This window comes from Mycobacterium sp. IDUB_9 (assembly GCF_055419505.1).
This window is the reverse complement of record NZ_JBVAXU010000001.1, coordinates 973033-988179: the sequence shown is the minus strand read 5'-3', so window position 1 is coordinate 988179 and position 15147 is coordinate 973033. Positions and strand designations below refer to the sequence as shown.

Sequence of the window (15147 nt, the reverse complement as noted above, 5' to 3'; positions counted from 1 at the left end):
CACATCGGGCCTAGGCTGACGTTGCAACCCGTGCCGAGTACGGCAGAAAGGCTTACATGTCCTCCTCAGCGACGGTTCACGACGTCATCATCATCGGTTCCGGCCCCGCCGGTTACACCGCAGCCATCTACGCTGCCCGCGCCCAGCTCAAGCCGCTGGTGTTCGAGGGCACGCAGTTCGGCGGCGCGCTGATGACCACCACCGAGGTGGAGAACTACCCGGGGTTCCGTGAGGGCATCACCGGCCCCGAGCTGATGGACGAGATGCGCGAGCAGGCCCTGCGCTTCGGTGCGGATCTGCGCATGGAGGACGTCGACGCCGTCGACCTCACCGGCCCGGTGAAATCGGTCACCGTCGGCGACGAGACCCACCAGGCCCGGTCCGTGATTCTGGCAATGGGTGCCGCAGCGCGGCACCTCGGTGTGCCCGGCGAGGAAGCCCTGACCGGCATGGGCGTGAGCACCTGCGCCACCTGCGACGGCTTCTTCTTCCGCGACGAGGACATCATCGTGGTCGGCGGCGGCGACTCGGCGATGGAAGAGGCCACGTTCCTCACCCGGTTCGCCCGCAGCGTCACCCTGATCCACCGCCGCGACGAGTTCCGCGCCTCCAAGATCATGCTCGAGCGGGCCCGGGCCAACGACAAGATCACCTTCCTGACCAATACCGAGATCACCCAGATCGAGGGCGATCCGAAGGTCACCGGTGTGCGGTTGCGCGACACCGTCACCGGCGAGGAGTCCAAGCTCGAGGTCACCGGGGTGTTCGTCGCGATCGGTCATGACCCCCGCTCGGAACTCGTGCGCGGCCAGATCGACCTCGACGACGAGGGCTACGTGAACGTGGTCGGCCGTACCACCGCGACCACGCTCGACGGAGTGTTCGCCGCGGGCGACCTCGTCGACCACACCTACCGCCAGGCCATCACCGCCGCGGGCAGCGGCTGTTCGGCCGCCATCGACACCGAGCGTTGGCTCGCCGACAACGACTGACCCCCAATAGATTTCGACCCGACAGGAGAGTTCCATGAGTGCGGACAGCGCAACAGTAACGGTCACCGACGATTCGTTCGCCGACGACGTCCTGACCAGCAGCACACCGGTACTGGTGGATTTCTGGGCCACCTGGTGCGGCCCGTGCAAGATGGTCGCCCCGGTGCTCGAGGAGATCGCCGGCGAGAAGGCCGGTGAGTTGCGGGTCGCCAAGATCGACGTCGACGCCAACCCGGCCACCGCGCGTGACTTTCAGGTGGTGTCCATCCCGACGCTGATCCTGTTCAAGGACGGCGCACCGGTCAAGCGCATCGTCGGCGCCAAGGGTAAGGCCGCACTGCTGCGGGAACTCGCCGACGCACTCTGACATCCCACACACCCCGGATACGCCTGGCGTTTTCCGGATTGTGGCCGAAATCTGAGACAATGCTGGCTAGCTAGACCGGCAGATGGCCGGACACCAGCATGGAGGGGCCGAATGTCGAGTCTGCGTCGCGGTGACCGTGGCGGAGCAGTCACCGAGATACGGGCAGCCTTGGCCGCGTTAGGTCTGATCGACAACCCTGACGAGGATCTGAGCACCGGTAGACATGTTGCGCTCGACGCATTCGATGACGAGCTCGACCGCGCCGTCCGGGCATTTCAGCAGCACCGGGGCCTGTTGGTCGACGGAATCGTCGGCGAGGCCACCTATCGCGCCCTACGCGAAGCTTCCTACCGGCTCGGTGCCCGCACCCTGACCCACCAGTTCGGCGCACCCATGTACGGCGACGACGTGGCAACCCTGCAGGCCCGCCTACAGGACCTTGGTTTCTACACCGGGATGGTCGATGGGCATTTCGGTCTGCAGACCCACAACGGGCTGTCCTCCTACCAGCGCGAGTACGGGCTCTACCCCGACGGAATCTGTGGACCGGAAACATTGCGGTCGTTGTATTTCCTGGGTTCTCGGGTCACCGGTGGGTCGCCGCACGCGATCCGGGAAGAAGAATTGGTCCGGCGCTCGGGACCGCAGCTGTCAGGTAAGCACGTCATCATCGATCCGGGCCGCGGCGGCTCCGATCACGGGATGATCATGAACGGGCCCGACGGTCCGATCAGCGAAGCAGACATCTTGTGGGACTTGGCAAGTCGGTTGGAAGGCCGGATGACCGCGATCGGCATGGAGACGTTCATCTCACGGCCGGCCAACCGCAGCCCACTGAACGCCGAACGCGCCGCCACCGCCAACCGGGTCGGCGCGGACCTGATGATCAGTCTGCGCTGTGAGAGTCAACGCTCGCCCTCGGCAAATGGCGTGGCCTCGTTCCACTTCGGGAATTCCCACGGTTCGGTGTCGACCATCGGCCGTAACCTGGCCGACTTCATTCAGCGGGAAGTGGTGGCCCGCACCGGGTTACGTGACTGCCGGTCGCACGGCCGCACCTGGGATCTGCTCCGGCTGACCCGGATGCCCACCGTCGAGGTGGACATCGGCTACATCACCAATCCACATGATCGCCGGCTGTTGCTGTCCACCCACACTCGTGACGCGATCGCCGAAGGCATCCTGGCGGCGGTCAAGCGCCTGTATCTGTTGGGCAAGAACGACAGGCCCACAGGAACTTTCACCTTCGCCGAGCTGTTGGCTCATGAGTTGTCGGTCGAGCAACAGGCGGGTCGCGGCGCGTGAGCGCCGGTTCTACTTGAGCGCGTGAGCGCCGGTTCTACTTGAGCTTTCGGCCGATGTGCTATGCGTAGGACACCGCGAGGACTACGCCCGAGAACACCAACATGCCAAGGCAATTCACCCAGAAGGTGGAGTTGAGGAATCCGGCGCGCAGGTGAGCGATCACCGCGCACACGAAATACATGACCACGCCGACGTTCGCGGCGAATCCGACACCCGGGTAGTGCAGGCCAACGAGTAGCCCCGCAGCAGCACCCACCTTGATGACGATCAGCGTCCACCACCAGTCGCGCGGGAAACGCACGCCGTCGAGGCAGTCCCGGATGAACTTGGGCGGACGGATCGACATGAGGGCGTCGCCGAGCAGCCCCACTGCGAGCGCGATGGTCAGCAGAGGCAGGTGCGGGGTGTCGATCATTGTGGAATTCCCTTTCCGAGAATCAGATCGACCGCTTCGGCGAAGCGGTCTGGTGCGGCGGACTCGTCGAAGGCTCCTCCGGATGCCGCGCGGAGCACACCGAGGTAGGCGAGGTAGAGCGTGCGCGCGGCGGCCGGGGAATCGGTGTGACCGGCCGCCGCAAAGATGTTTTCGAAATCTGCTACCAGCTCGTCGGCCAATTCGGTGAATGTGCGCGACTTGTGCCGGCCGCGCGCGACGATCGCGGCGTACTCACGCGCGAGGTCGCGGTCGGACTGGAAGTACGCGACGAACGGTTCCACAGTGGTGATGAGCCTCTGCGCTGCTTCGGCTTTCGTGAGCGGGGGTACATGCTGGTTCCGATCCCGGGCCTCGTGCACCGCCGCGATCCACTGGTCAACGATCGCGATCAGCAGCCCGTCTTTGTCGCCGACACCCATCACGCTGCCGACGCTCACACCTGCCTCGGCCGCGATCCGACGCACCGTGGTCTCGGCGAAGCCGTGTTCCCGAAACAGGCGATCGGCGGCAGCGAGAACTCGCTCACGGGTGTTGGCCTTGGCGTCGGCCCTCGACTGAACATGTTCACTGAACATGTTCAGGACATTAGTCGGCTCTGCCCCGGTCGCGCAAGTACCCGCCCAAAGTCCGGTCCGGCGGCGTATCGCAATCTTCTACCCGGGATTGCTTTGGTGAGATCCGTTGCCGTGGAGCCTTGTTCGTAAGGCCCCAGTGCGGTTGATCACGCTCGATCTGCGGGCACCCTGCCCCAGACCGATGGTCAGCAGGTGGGCGGGCGGTCGATTTCTACTGCTGCCCAGAGCTTTTGGCGCCGACGGCGGCCCCCGGCATTCCGGCGCCGATTGGCATCTCCAGCTGTGCGCGCTCCATCAACCGCTCGAGTGCGGCCTCCACCTCGGCCTTCCAGCCCAGTCCCTTGTCCAGTTCAAGGCGCAGGCGCGGGAAGTACGGGTGTGGAGCCACCACGGTGAAGCCCACGTCTTCGAGAAAATCCGATGTCAGCATGCACTCGTCGACAGAGCAGTCCCCCAGCACCGCCACCACCCGGGACAACTCCTCAGGAAGCTTGCCGGAGTCGACCATCTCTGTCAGGGCCGCGGTGTAGCCGAACGCCTCCAATGCCCGAACTCCGCGTCGCACCAGATCATTCACGACTGCGGCAAGCAGACTCTGCGACAACAGGTCACGGGCCTCGGCGCACTCCACCCCGACCGCGGTCAAAAGAACCGCGTCTGCGCTCACCGGAGCGGTGGGGAAAAGCCGTGCCCGTGGTACCGCTCCCGGCGGCGCGTAGAACGCAAAGCCGAGGCAGGGATCGTCGATGACCGCTGGCGCGGTCCAATCGTCACCTGTGCCCCGCCCGGTCGGGCCGGCTGGGACCGTATCGATATCGGCGTCGGCGCGACGGTCTCCCCCAGCACCGGGCTCTTCCGATCCGTCGTCGCGTGCGGTCACCGCGAGCTGACCGCACGATCCCCATTCGAGCATCACCATCGAGAGCCAGGCTTCTTTTTCGAATTCGGGGTCTGCCAGGTGATCGTCATCCACCGTGGACGGGTCGACTTCCCAGAACACACAACGCCGAGCATGCTTGGGCAGCTGCTCGAAGCCCTCGAGCCGAAGCGGCGTGATACGTGCTGTCACTGAGGTCCCTGGCTTTCACACTTTGTGCGTGGCTGCCCCTCAAGGATAGGAGAGTCCGCCGGAGCCGGTTCACTGTGCCCTGGAATTCTCATCGGGTTCCGCCTCTGAAGTGAAATGCTATGTCGCACAGTTACATTGCGCTATGTGGCGCTCGTAACTACCGGCCTTGATCACTGATGTGTCACAGTGACGGAACAACCCGGTGTCCTTGGTCGTGGGTTGTCAGTGGTCTTCGGCGCTCATAATTTCGACAATGCGCTGTAGGTCGTCGACCGACCCGAACTCGACCACGATCTTGCCTTTTCGTTTGCCGAGGCTCACGGTGACCCGCGTATCGAAGGCCGACGAGAGCCGCTCAGCAACGTCCTGCAGACCAGGCATCTGAATCGGCTTGCGCCGGGGTGCCGGCGGCGTGGTGTTGCCGTCGCGGTTGGCCAGCGTCACGGCCTCCTCGGTGGCGCGCACCGACATCCCCTCGGCGATGATTCGGGCGGCCAGCTCTTCCTGCTTCTCCGCTCCCCCCTCCAGGGCGAGCAGCGCCCGAGCGTGTCCCGCGGACAGCACTCCGGCCGCCACGCGCCGCTGCACGGCGATCGGAAGGCGTAGCAGCCGGATCATGTTGGAGATCAACGGACGCGAACGACCGATCCGGGCGGCGAGCTCATCGTGAGTGACTTCGAATTCGTCTAGCAGCTGTTGGTAGGCAGCGGCCTCTTCCAACGGGTTGAGCTGTACCCGGTGGATGTTCTCCAGCAGTGCGTCGCGCAGCATGCTGTCGTCGGCGGTCTCCCGGACGATCGCCGGGATGGCCTCCAAGCCGGCCTGTTGGGCAGCTCGCCAGCGCCGCTCACCCATCACCAACTGGTAGTGGGATTCACCGTTTTCCTCGACGGCCCGGACCACGATCGGCTGCATCAATCCGAACTCGCGGATGGAGTGCACCAGTTCGCTCAGCGCCTCCTCGTCGAACACCTGACGTGGCTGACGCGGGTTCGGCTGAATCAGGTTGGGATCGATCTCGCGATACGTCGCGCCGACCTCACCGGCGGTGAGGACCGGATCTGACCCGTCCGGCCCGGGGGACGTCGTGACGTCCGCCGCCGTCCCCGCGCCGTCTGCGGTCGACGCCGGGCCGAGTAGAACGTCGGCTGCAGTCGCGCCGATCCTGGGGCTCAGGGCGTCGGTGCCATCCTCCGCAGGACCGGTCGGAATGAGGGCTGCCAGTCCTCTGCCTAGGCCACTCCGCTTCCGTGCCGGCTGATTCATGGTCGTCTCCTGCTCATTGCTGCCGTCCGCTGTTTGTCTACTGGGTGTTGGTTACTGGCACCTACTGCGCGCGGGGCGGTGCCCCACGCTCGGCGATCTCGCGGCTCGCGTCGAGATAGCTCAACGCACCGCGGGATCCCGGATCGTAATCGAGGATCGTCATCCCGTACCCGGGGGCCTCCGACACCTTCACGCTCCGCGGGATGACCGTGCGCAACACCTTGTCGCCGAAGTGCTCGCGGACATCCTCGGCAACCTGATCGGCCAGCTTTGTCCGCCCGTCGTACATCGTCAGTATCACGGTGGACACCGACAGCTCCGGGTTGAGATGCGCCTTCACCATCTCGATGTTGCGCAGCAGCTGTCCCACACCTTCCAGCGCGTAGTACTCGCACTGGATCGGGATCAGCACCTCGGGCGCTGCCACCAGAGCATTGATGGTCAGCAACCCGAGGGACGGCGGGCAGTCGATGAAGACGTAGTCGAAGTTGTGGTTGGCGAGAGCCGCAAGTGCCCCCCGCAGCCGACCCTCGCGGGCCACCATGCTGACCAACTCGATCTCAGCACCGGCCAGATCGATCGTGGCGGGAATGCAGAACAACCGTTCGCTATGCGGGCTCTGCTGGAGAGCTTCCTCCACCGGGATGTCTCCGATGAGCACCTCGTAGGACGACGGAGTGCCGGGACGGTGCTCGATACCCAACGCCGTGCTGGCGTTGCCCTGCGGGTCGAGGTCGATCACCAACGTTCGCAACCCTTGCAGTGCGAGCGCGGCGGCGACATTGACCGCGGTGGTCGTCTTACCCACACCGCCCTTCTGGTTCGCGATCGTGAATACACGTTGGCGTGCCGGGCGGGGAAGCTGCCCGTGCGAGGTGTGTAGCACGCGAGTGGCCTGCTCCGCCTCGGCGGCAATCGGGGTGTCCATGCTGGCGTCCGTGGACCACGGAGTCCCGCCGTTGTTCTTCCATGTTTCACGTGAAACGGTTTCACGTGAAACCGCGCGCGCAGCACCCGCGCCAGCGGCTACCTGCCGATCAGAACCCATCCTCATCTCCTGCCCGATCTCCCCCGTGACCCGGAGGCTCTGCCCGTAGACCGGCTGGCCGGCTTCACCGCTCCGCGCCGCACGGCGACGACGGTTACGGGCGGGTCCAAATAGTTCGCGCCACATTTCACCACCCTGGCATCGACTGCACCCAGGGAAGTCATCACACGCCGGTGCTCCTCGATCTCAGCCTCGGCGCGCTCGCCTTTGAGGGCGAGCATCCTTCCATCCACGCGTAGCAGCGGCATGCTCCATCGCGTCAACTTGTCCAGCGAGGCAACCGCACGCGATGTCACCACATCCAACTCGCCAACGGCTTTACGAACGTCGGAGTCCTCGGCCCGACCGCGGACCACCTCCACGTCCAGCCCCAATTCATCGACCGCCTCACGGAGAAACTCGCTGCGTCGCAGCAGCGGCTCGATCAACGTGACATGTACATCGGGGCGCGCCAGGGCCAACGGTATACCCGGGAGGCCGGCGCCGCTGCCGATGTCGGCGACGCGCTCATCGGGAGCCAGGAGCTCTCCGAGAGCAGAGCTATTGAGAATGTGTCGGTCCCAGAGCCGGTCCACTTCACGCGGACCGATCAATCCCCACTCGACACCGGCACCGGTCAATATTGCCGCGTACCGTTCGGCGGTCTCCAGACGATCTCCGAAGACCTCCGCCGCGGCGTCCGGTGCCGCGGGGACCGGTCCATGTTTCACGTGAAACATCCTCCGAACTCCCTACGGCACCGTCGCCGCAATCGAACTACACCTTTGTAACTAAACCTCAGCCAAGCAGTGCTCAGTCAACCAACACAACGACACGGCGCGAGGGCTCCACGCCTTCGCTCTCGCTGCGGACACCGTCGACCGCGGCCACTGCGTCGTGCACGATCTTGCGCTCGAACGGAGTCATGGGCGCGAGCTCCTCGCGCTCCCCCGACTCCAGCACGCGATGGGCCACCTTGTCGCCCAGGGCCGCCAGCTCGTCACGACGACGCCGACGCCACCGTGCGATGTCCAGCATCAATCGGCTGCGCTCACCGGTCTTCTGATGCACCGCCAGCCGGGTCAGCTCCTGAAGGGCGTCCAGCACCTCACCCTTGCGGCCGACCAGCTTGCTCAGATCGCCACCGCCGTCGATGCTCACGACGGCGCGGTCGCCTTCGACATCCAGATCGATGTCGCCATCGAAGTCGAGCAGATCCAGCAGCTCCTCGAGATAGTCGCCGGCGATCTCGCCTTCCGCGACCAGTCGCTCCTCCAAGTCGGCCTCGCTCTTGGGCGCGGACTGGATGTCCTCCTCCAGCTCGGCGCCGGGCTCGGTCGTCTGTGCGTCCGTCATATCCGTCTTCTCCCTACTTGTAGCCAGTGTGAGAACTGGTCACCGTTTCCGCTTCTTGGGGCGTGCACCGGGCTTGGGCGTGCGGTTCACGCTCGGGGCTGCCGATTCACCTGCCGCGTCCTTCTGGTCTTTCGCCTCAGCCGCATCGGGCTCCGACTCGGCATCCTCCGTAGCGGCCGTCGCACTCGCAGCGTCGGCCTTACGTGGGCGATTCGGTTTCGCTCCGGGCGCCGGCGCGTTCGCCGAACGACGCTCGATCGCCTCCGCCTTCTTGGCTTCTTCTTCCTTCTCGATCATCCCGAAGACGTAATGCTGCTGACCGTAGGTCCAGATGTTGTTGGACAGCCAGTAGATGATCACGGCCAGCGGCAGGAACGGTCCACCGACCACCACACCGAGCGGGAACACGTAGAGCGCGAGTTTGTTCATCATCGCGGTCTGCGGGTTGGCAGCGGCCTCGACGCTCTGGCGGGCCACCGAAGCGCGGCTGTTGAAGTGCGTGGCGATGCCCGCCAGGATCATGATCGGTACGCCGACCAGAACGACGGCAAATCGGTTGAATTCCGTGAACGCCTCGAGACCGTGCTGCTGCACCATGGTGGCTCCCAGCGGCGCACCGAAAAGGTTCGCGTCCAGGAAGTGGCTCACGTCGGTCGCGCTGAAGACATAGTTCGCCAGGCTGCGGTTCTCCTCCACCGACAACCCCAACCGGCCGATGCCGGTCTGTGTCCGGTTGAAGGACATCAGCACGTGGTACAGCCCGAGGAACACCGGCACCTGCGCCAGCATCGGCAGGCAGCCCAGGATCGGGTTGAATCCGTGCTCACGTTGGAGCTTCTGCATCTCCAGCGCCATGCGCTGACGGTCCTTGCCGTACTTCTTCTGCAGCGCCTTGATCTGTGGCTGCAGTTCCTGCATCTGCCGCGTGGTGCGGATCTGCTTGACGAACGGCTTGTAGAGGATCGCGCGCAGGGTGAAGACGAGGAACATCACCGACAGCGCCCAGGCGAAGAAGTTCTCCGGGCCGAGCACGAAGGCGAATGCCTTGTACCAAACCCACATGATCGCCGACACCGGGTAATAGATGATGTCCAGGCTGAACCAATTAAACACGCGACTTGCTCTCCCCTCGCTTCGCTGGGGTATCCCAGACCAGGTTTTCGGCGGCGGCGATCCCGCCAGAGACGGTCTCGTCAGAACTGACGGACTCGTGATCGTGAGGGCACCGGTCCGGGATCGGATCCCATCCGCCCGGGTGCCACGGTCCACATTTGAGCAGCCGGATCAACGTCAGCCACGCACCACGGAAAAAGCCGTACTCGGTGAGGGCATCGACCGCGTATTGGCTGCAGGTCGGCATGAACCGGCACGATGGCGGTCGAAGCGGAGAGATGGTGTGGCGGTAGAGCTGAATCAGGAAGATCGCACCGCGGGACACACCAGCGCCCGCCCTGCGGATCATGGTGAAGTCCTGCGCCGCGCCTCGAGGCGCTCGAGTGCGCGCTGCAACTGCTGCTCCAACCGTGGCGACGGCGCATCACTGCTGCCGGCGCGAGCCCGGATCACCACAAGGTCAGTGGCATCCAGGCGAGGTATGACGGTGCGGGCGGCATGACGCAGCCGCCGGGACACCCGATGACGCTCCACGGCGTTCCCGACGGCTTTGGACACGATCAGACCGACCCGCGGGCCGGTTGCGTCCGTCCCGTCGTTTAGCGCGTGTACGACAACATCAGGTTGAACCGCACGCACGCCACGACTGACGGTGGCACTGAACTCCGCGGACCGCCTCATCCGGTTTCGAGCCGGAAGCACCGCGCTAGATCCTGCGTCGAATCACGCAGTAAGTGCGCGACGGCCCTTGCCACGACGGTTGGCGACGATGGCGCGGCCGGCGCGAGTGCGCATCCGCAGCCGGAACCCATGCACGCGCGCACGGCGACGGTTGTTGGGCTGGTAGGTCCGCTTGCCCTTGGCCACGGCAATCTCTCCTTGTTCCGTTTGGCACCTGCCTCCGCCGCCACCGAGGTGTCGCCGAAAACGGTTACCGTGCAAGCTCTGTTTAAGCTCGTCCGTCGTGCTTTACTAACCGGCGCGTTCTCCGGAACCTCCCGGGCGCAGCCGTATCGCCACGTGCGGGCGACTGCTCGAGGGTACTGATGAGATTTCCCTCGGTCAAACCTGCGCCGACCCACTGACATGGTCGGTATCCGATGTTGCAGAACTGTTGGCACATCGAGAGAAAACTGTTAGCTTCTGGCAATGCCGTTCCGAGCCTGGACCGGCCCCGGAAAATGAAGCGAGAGATCGCGGCGCGGCACACGCTCGCAGTATGTGACGAAGCCGGCCACGACACTCTCAAAACAGACAACAGAGCGACGACGACTGTCCTTTCTCCACAAGCTGTGGATAAATATGTGGACAGTTCGTCATCGTTCTTTTTGGTCGTCACCGGGTCGACCTCGAGGCACCTCTAAGGGGGAACAGTCGTTGCCAGCTGACCCCGATCCACCATTCGTCGCAATCTGGAACAGCGTCGTCGCCGAACTCAACGGCGATCGTGGGGCAGACGGTGATCCGGCTCTCCCGCCACTGACTCCCCAGCAAAGGGCCTGGCTCAAGCTGGTAAAACCCCTCGTCATCGCCGAGGGGTTTGCTCTGCTGTCGGTTCCCACCCCGTTTGTCCAGAACGAGATCGAACGGCACCTTCGCGAGCCGATCATCAGCGCACTCAGCCGGAAGCTGGGTGAGCGGGTCGAGCTGGGCGTCCGCATCGCCACTCCGCCCGAGGAATCCGAGGACGACCGCGCCGGCGCGGCTCATGCCGGGTCCAACGCCGACGCGCAACCTGACGTGACCGCTTCAACGTCGGCCGCCGACACCGACGAGATCGACGACGACCGCGCAGCCAAGGCCAGCGCGGAAGAGACCTGGCCGACCTACTTCAGCAGTCCGCAGCGGGATTCCACGGTCAGTGACGACAACGCCGTCAATCTCAACCGCCGCTACACCTTCGACACGTTCGTCATCGGTGCGTCCAACCGCTTCGCCCATGCGGCGACGCTGGCCATCGCCGAGGCACCCGCTCGCGCCTACAACCCGTTGTTCATCTGGGGTGAATCCGGTCTCGGCAAGACACATCTGCTGCACGCCGCCGGAAACTATGCGCAGCGTCTCTTCCCCGGCATGCGGGTGAAGTACGTCTCCACCGAGGAATTCACGAACGACTTCATCAACTCGTTGCGCGACGACCGCAAGGCTTCCTTCAAGCGCAGTTACCGCGACATCGACATCCTGCTGGTGGACGACATCCAGTTCATCGAGGGTAAGGAAGGTATCCAGGAAGAGTTCTTCCACACCTTCAACACCCTGCACAACGCCAACAAGCAGATCGTCATCTCCTCGGACCGGCCGCCCAAGCAGCTGGCCACTCTGGAGGACCGGCTGCGTACCCGCTTCGAGTGGGGCCTGATCACCGATGTGCAGCCGCCCGAGCTCGAGACCCGCATCGCGATCCTTCGTAAGAAGGCGCAGATGGATCGCCTCGACGTGCCCGATGACGTCCTCGAGCTCATCGCCAGCAGTATCGAACGGAATATCCGCGAGCTCGAGGGTGCGCTGATCCGCGTCACCGCGTTCGCCTCGCTCAACAAGACCCGGATCGACAAGTCACTGGCCGAGGTCGTGTTGCGCGATCTGATCGCCGACGCCACGACCATGCAGATCAGCACCGCCGCGATCATGGCGGCCACTGCCGAGTACTTCGAGACCACGGTCGAGGAGCTGCGCGGACCCGGCAAGACGCGGGCGCTGGCGCAGTCACGCCAGATCGCCATGTATCTGTGCCGTGAGCTCACCGATCTGTCTCTGCCCAAGATCGGCCAGGCATTCGGGCGTGATCACACCACGGTCATGTACGCGGAGAAGAAGATACGCGGTGAGATGGCCGAGCGACGTGAGGTTTTCGACCACGTGAAGGAACTCACCACCCGGATCCGTCAGCGCGCCAAGCGCTGAATCACCCCGCAGTCCCGCCCGGATCGGTGCTCGAGCACCGCGTGCCGGCCTTCGATCCTGCGCGCCCGGGCGTCTCCGTGTCTCACATCGTGGTCTCTTCAAGCCTGTCCGGCGAAAAATCTTGTAACAACTTCCGTCCCAAAACGCCTCACAAGTCACAGCCGACCGCTGTGGATACTGCTGTGTACAACCTGCGGGCAAACCACGGGATAAATGACAAACTCATCCACACAATGTCATCTGTCCACACGCGGCGGCCGGTCCGTGCACCGGTCTCCACAGCCGACTCACATTGCGACACACCTGGGGTACTGGGCAAACACCCGTTCATCCCCAGTTTTCACAGGACCTAATACTGTTACTCAAATATCTTCTAAGAGTTCTTTCTAGAAGAGGGGCCTGGGGACACCGGACGAAACCTCCCGTCCGAGCCGGCTCGAGAAGCACATACAAGTCCGCATGTCACCCCGGTGGATTAGCTTTCAAGTTGATGCGGAAAGCTCTACGGTGGTTCATCGACGGCGGTTTCCAGCTTTGTCATTCAGCGCGACGCTGCATGGTGGTGTTCTGGGAAGACGCTGGTAGAGCTCGTTATGGGGATCATCGAAGGGGCGCATAGCACGTGGCGACGACGACGGCTGGGCTGACCGACTTGAAGTTCCGCGTGGTGCGTGAGGACTTCGCGGACGCGGTGGCCTGGGTGGCCCGCAATCTGCCGACCCGGCCCACCATCCCGGTCCTGGCCGGGGTGCTGCTGACCGGCACCGATGATGGCCTGACCATCTCCGGCTTCGACTACGAGGTTTCCGCAGAGGTGCGTGTGAGTGCCGAAATCGCTTCTCCTGGAAGCGTTTTGGTATCCGGACGGCTGCTCTCGGACATCACCAAGGCATTGCCGGCCAAACCGGTCGAGCTCAGCGTGGAAGGCACCCGGGTGGCCCTGACCTGTGGCAGTGCCCGGTTCTCGCTGCCGACCCTGGCCGTGGAGGACTACCCGACGTTGCCGGCCCTGCCGGACGAGACCGGAGTCGTGTCGTCCGATCTGTTCGCCGAGGCCATCGGCCAGGTGGCCGTCGCCGCCGGCCGGGACGACACCCTGCCGATGCTGACGGGCATCCGCGTCGAGATCTCCGGTGAAGCAGTGGTTTTGGCCGCCACCGACCGGTTCCGGCTGGCCGTGCGTGAGCTGACCTGGGAAACGAGTGCCACCGACGTCGAGGCGGCCGTGCTGGTCCCGGCGAAGACGCTGGCCGAGGCGGCCAAGGCCGGCACCGACGGCAACCAGGTGCACCTGTCGTTGGGCTCCGGCGAGTCGGTCGGTAAGGACGGCTTGCTCGGTATCCGCAGTAATGGCAAGCGCAGCACCACGCGGCTGTTGGATGCCGAGTTCCCGAAGTTCCGTCAGCTGCTGCCGAGCGAGCACACCGCGGTGGCCACGATCGCAGTGGCCGAGCTCACCGAGGCGATCAAGCGTGTGGCGCTCGTGGCCGACCGGGGCGCCCAGATCCGGATGGAATTCGGCGAAGATGTACTGCGTCTCTCGGCCGGCGCCGACGATGTGGGTCGCGCCGAAGAGGACCTGCCGGTGGAGTTCGCCGGCGACCCGCTGACCATCGCGTTCAACCCGACCTATCTCACCGACGGGTTGAGTTCCCTGCATTCGGAACGGGTGACTTTCGGTTTCACCACGCCGAGTCGCCCGGCCGTACTGCGTCCCACGGACGAGGATGGTGGTACCGGCGGTGGTTCGGGTCCGTTCCCGGCCGCCAAAACCGATTACGTCTATCTGTTGATGCCGGTTCGCCTTCCTGGCTGACCGGCGCGGTCGAGAAAGGGCGCACATGCAACTGGGGTTGGTCGGCCTGGGCAAGATGGGCTTCAACATGCGCGAGCGCCTGCGCGCCGGCGGCCACGAGGTTGTGGGTTACGACCCTCGTCCGGAAGTCAGCGACGTGGCCGGCCTGGCCGATCTGGCCGGAGCCCTCGAGGCACCTCGGATCGTCTGGGTGATGGTGCCGTCAGGCACGGTGACGCGCGAGACCATCGCCGCGCTGGCCGGTGTGCTGGGTCCCGGTGATCTGGTGATCGACGGCGGCAACTCGAGGTACACCGAGGACGGTCCCCACGCAAAGTTGTTGGGCGAAGCCGGGATCAACTTCATCGATGCCGGGGTGTCCGGCGGCGTCTGGGGTTTGACGGAAGGTTACGGGTTGATGGTCGGTGGCAGTGACACCGACGTGGCTCGAGCCATGCCGATCTTCGACACGCTGCGTCCGGAGGGTGATGTGGCCGACGGTTTCGTCCACGCCGGTCCGGTGGGCGCCGGTCATTACGCCAAGATGGTGCACAACGGCATCGAGTACGGCTTGATGCACGCCTACGCCGAGGGATACGAGCTGTTGTCGGCCGAGGAACTGATCACCGATCCACAGGCAGTGATCCAGGCTTGGACCAACGGCACTGTGGTGCGGTCGTGGCTGCAGCAGCTGTTGGCGAAGGCGCTCAAGGAAGACCCGGGATTCGCCGCGATCAGCGGGTATACCGAGGATTCCGGGGAAGGTCGCTGGACCGTGGAAGAGGCCATCAGCCACCGGGTTCCGATGCCGGTGATCGCGGCGTCGTTGTTCGCCCGGTTCGCCTCGAGGCAAGAGGACTCCCCCACCATGAAGGCAGTGTCGGCACTGCGCAACCAGTTCGGTGGCCACGCTGTGCACCGGATCAGCGAGTCCGGTTAGGT

The 15147-nt window shown here is 64.5% G+C and carries 17 protein-coding genes; 6 read left to right on the top strand and 11 right to left on the bottom strand.

All coding sequences use genetic code 11. The annotated features are described in order from the left end of the window. Window positions 1-56 precede the first annotated feature (56 nt). The 3 genes from trxB (at window position 57) to ACZY08_RS04795 (ending at window position 2664) form a co-directional block, all read left to right on the top strand. Window positions 57-992: a thioredoxin-disulfide reductase gene (trxB, locus tag ACZY08_RS04805; protein WP_463743427.1), complete on the top strand. Its 936-nt coding sequence runs from the start codon at window positions 57-59 to the stop codon at window positions 990-992. Between the two features lie 34 nt (window positions 993-1026). Continuing rightward, window positions 1027-1359, top strand: a complete 333-nt coding sequence (trxA, locus tag ACZY08_RS04800; RefSeq protein WP_463743426.1) for a thioredoxin — start codon at window positions 1027-1029, stop codon at window positions 1357-1359. 111 nt (window positions 1360-1470) lie between these two features. Further along, complete coding sequence (locus ACZY08_RS04795) at window positions 1471-2664, top strand: N-acetylmuramoyl-L-alanine amidase (RefSeq protein ID WP_463743425.1); 1194 nt, start codon at window positions 1471-1473, stop codon at window positions 2662-2664. A 58-nt stretch (window positions 2665-2722) separates the two neighbouring features. Here the strand turns inward: ACZY08_RS04795 and ACZY08_RS04790 are convergent, their stop codons facing one another. The 11 genes from ACZY08_RS04790 to rpmH form a co-directional block, all read right to left on the bottom strand. Then, the gene (locus ACZY08_RS04790) at window positions 2723-3079 is read right to left on the bottom strand and encodes a DoxX family protein (RefSeq protein ID WP_463743424.1); all 357 of its coding nucleotides are present in this window, start codon (window positions 3077-3079) and stop codon (window positions 2723-2725) included. Further along, a complete protein-coding gene (locus tag ACZY08_RS04785) occupies window positions 3076-3675 on the bottom strand; it encodes a TetR/AcrR family transcriptional regulator (RefSeq protein ID WP_463743423.1) in 600 nt (199 codons plus the stop codon). Before ACZY08_RS04785 ends, ACZY08_RS04790 begins: the two co-directional genes overlap by 4 nt. 211 nt (window positions 3676-3886) lie before the next feature. Next, window positions 3887-4744, bottom strand: coding sequence for an acetyltransferase (locus ACZY08_RS04780; RefSeq protein ID WP_463743422.1), 858 nt, complete (start codon window positions 4742-4744; stop codon window positions 3887-3889). Between the two features lie 222 nt (window positions 4745-4966). Continuing rightward, window positions 4967-6010: a ParB/RepB/Spo0J family partition protein gene (locus ACZY08_RS04775; RefSeq protein WP_463743421.1), complete on the bottom strand. Its 1044-nt coding sequence runs from the start codon at window positions 6008-6010 to the stop codon at window positions 4967-4969. Window positions 6011-6071: 61 nt separating this feature from the next. Then, complete coding sequence (locus ACZY08_RS04770) at window positions 6072-6938, bottom strand: ParA family protein (RefSeq protein WP_463743420.1); 867 nt, start codon at window positions 6936-6938, stop codon at window positions 6072-6074. Window positions 6939-7060: 122 nt separating this feature from the next. Then, window positions 7061-7777: a 16S rRNA (guanine(527)-N(7))-methyltransferase RsmG gene (gene rsmG, locus ACZY08_RS04765; RefSeq protein ID WP_463743419.1), complete on the bottom strand. Its 717-nt coding sequence runs from the start codon at window positions 7775-7777 to the stop codon at window positions 7061-7063. Window positions 7778-7850: 73 nt separating this feature from the next. Next, window positions 7851-8393, bottom strand: a complete 543-nt coding sequence (locus ACZY08_RS04760; protein WP_463743418.1) for a Jag family protein — start codon at window positions 8391-8393, stop codon at window positions 7851-7853. 39 nt (window positions 8394-8432) lie between these two features. After that, complete coding sequence (gene yidC / locus ACZY08_RS04755; RefSeq protein WP_463744147.1) at window positions 8433-9455, bottom strand: membrane protein insertase YidC; 1023 nt, start codon at window positions 9453-9455, stop codon at window positions 8433-8435. 43 nt (window positions 9456-9498) lie between these two features. Continuing rightward, entirely contained in the window at window positions 9499-9855 is a 357-nt protein-coding gene (yidD, locus tag ACZY08_RS04750) for a membrane protein insertion efficiency factor YidD (RefSeq protein ID WP_463743417.1), read from the bottom strand. Continuing rightward, window positions 9852-10208 carry a ribonuclease P protein component gene (gene rnpA, locus ACZY08_RS04745; RefSeq protein WP_463743416.1) on the bottom strand — a complete coding sequence of 119 codons (357 nt, stop codon included), beginning with the start codon at window positions 10206-10208 and terminating at the stop codon, window positions 9852-9854. Before rnpA ends, yidD begins: the two co-directional genes overlap by 4 nt. A gap of 21 nt (window positions 10209-10229) precedes the next feature. Further along, complete coding sequence (gene rpmH, locus ACZY08_RS04740) at window positions 10230-10373, bottom strand: 50S ribosomal protein L34 (protein WP_055119217.1); 144 nt, start codon at window positions 10371-10373, stop codon at window positions 10230-10232. A gap of 510 nt (window positions 10374-10883) precedes the next feature. On the opposite strand from rpmH, the gene dnaA reads away from it, so the two are divergent. From dnaA to gnd, 3 genes are all read left to right on the top strand, one after another. Beyond that, the gene (gene dnaA, locus ACZY08_RS04735; RefSeq protein ID WP_463743415.1) at window positions 10884-12410 is read left to right on the top strand and encodes a chromosomal replication initiator protein DnaA; all 1527 of its coding nucleotides are present in this window, start codon (window positions 10884-10886) and stop codon (window positions 12408-12410) included. A 622-nt stretch (window positions 12411-13032) separates the two neighbouring features. Further along, window positions 13033-14226: a DNA polymerase III subunit beta gene (dnaN, locus tag ACZY08_RS04730; protein ID WP_463743414.1), complete on the top strand. Its 1194-nt coding sequence runs from the start codon at window positions 13033-13035 to the stop codon at window positions 14224-14226. Next, window positions 14219-15145, top strand: a complete 927-nt coding sequence (gene gnd, locus ACZY08_RS04725; protein WP_463744146.1) for a phosphogluconate dehydrogenase (NAD(+)-dependent, decarboxylating) — start codon at window positions 14219-14221, stop codon at window positions 15143-15145. Before dnaN ends, gnd begins: the two co-directional genes overlap by 8 nt. The last annotated feature ends 2 nt before the right edge of the window (window positions 15146-15147 follow it).

What these genes read in the sequence shown, in the direction of transcription:
- trxB (WP_463743427.1), top strand. Translation starts at nt 57, where the DNA reads ATGTCCTCCTCAGCGACGGTTCACGACGTCATCATCATCGGTTCCGGC.
- trxA (WP_463743426.1), top strand. Translation starts at nt 1,027, where the DNA reads ATGAGTGCGGACAGCGCAACAGTAACGGTCACCGACGATTCGTTCGCC.
- ACZY08_RS04795 (WP_463743425.1), top strand. Translation starts at nt 1,471, where the DNA reads ATGTCGAGTCTGCGTCGCGGTGACCGTGGCGGAGCAGTCACCGAGATA.
- ACZY08_RS04790 (WP_463743424.1), bottom strand. Translation starts at nt 3,079, where the DNA reads ATGATCGACACCCCGCACCTGCCTCTGCTGACCATCGCGCTCGCAGTG.
- ACZY08_RS04785 (WP_463743423.1), bottom strand. Translation starts at nt 3,675, where the DNA reads ATGTTCAGTGAACATGTTCAGTCGAGGGCCGACGCCAAGGCCAACACC.
- ACZY08_RS04775 (WP_463743421.1), bottom strand. Translation starts at nt 6,010, where the DNA reads ATGAATCAGCCGGCACGGAAGCGGAGTGGCCTAGGCAGAGGACTGGCA.
- ACZY08_RS04770 (WP_463743420.1), bottom strand. Translation starts at nt 6,938, where the DNA reads ATGGACACCCCGATTGCCGCCGAGGCGGAGCAGGCCACTCGCGTGCTA.
- rsmG (WP_463743419.1), bottom strand. Translation starts at nt 7,777, where the DNA reads ATGTTTCACGTGAAACATGGACCGGTCCCCGCGGCACCGGACGCCGCG.
- ACZY08_RS04760 (WP_463743418.1), bottom strand. Translation starts at nt 8,393, where the DNA reads ATGACGGACGCACAGACGACCGAGCCCGGCGCCGAGCTGGAGGAGGAC.
- yidC (WP_463744147.1), bottom strand. Translation starts at nt 9,455, where the DNA reads ATGTGGGTTTGGTACAAGGCATTCGCCTTCGTGCTCGGCCCGGAGAAC.
- yidD (WP_463743417.1), bottom strand. Translation starts at nt 9,855, where the DNA reads ATGATCCGCAGGGCGGGCGCTGGTGTGTCCCGCGGTGCGATCTTCCTG.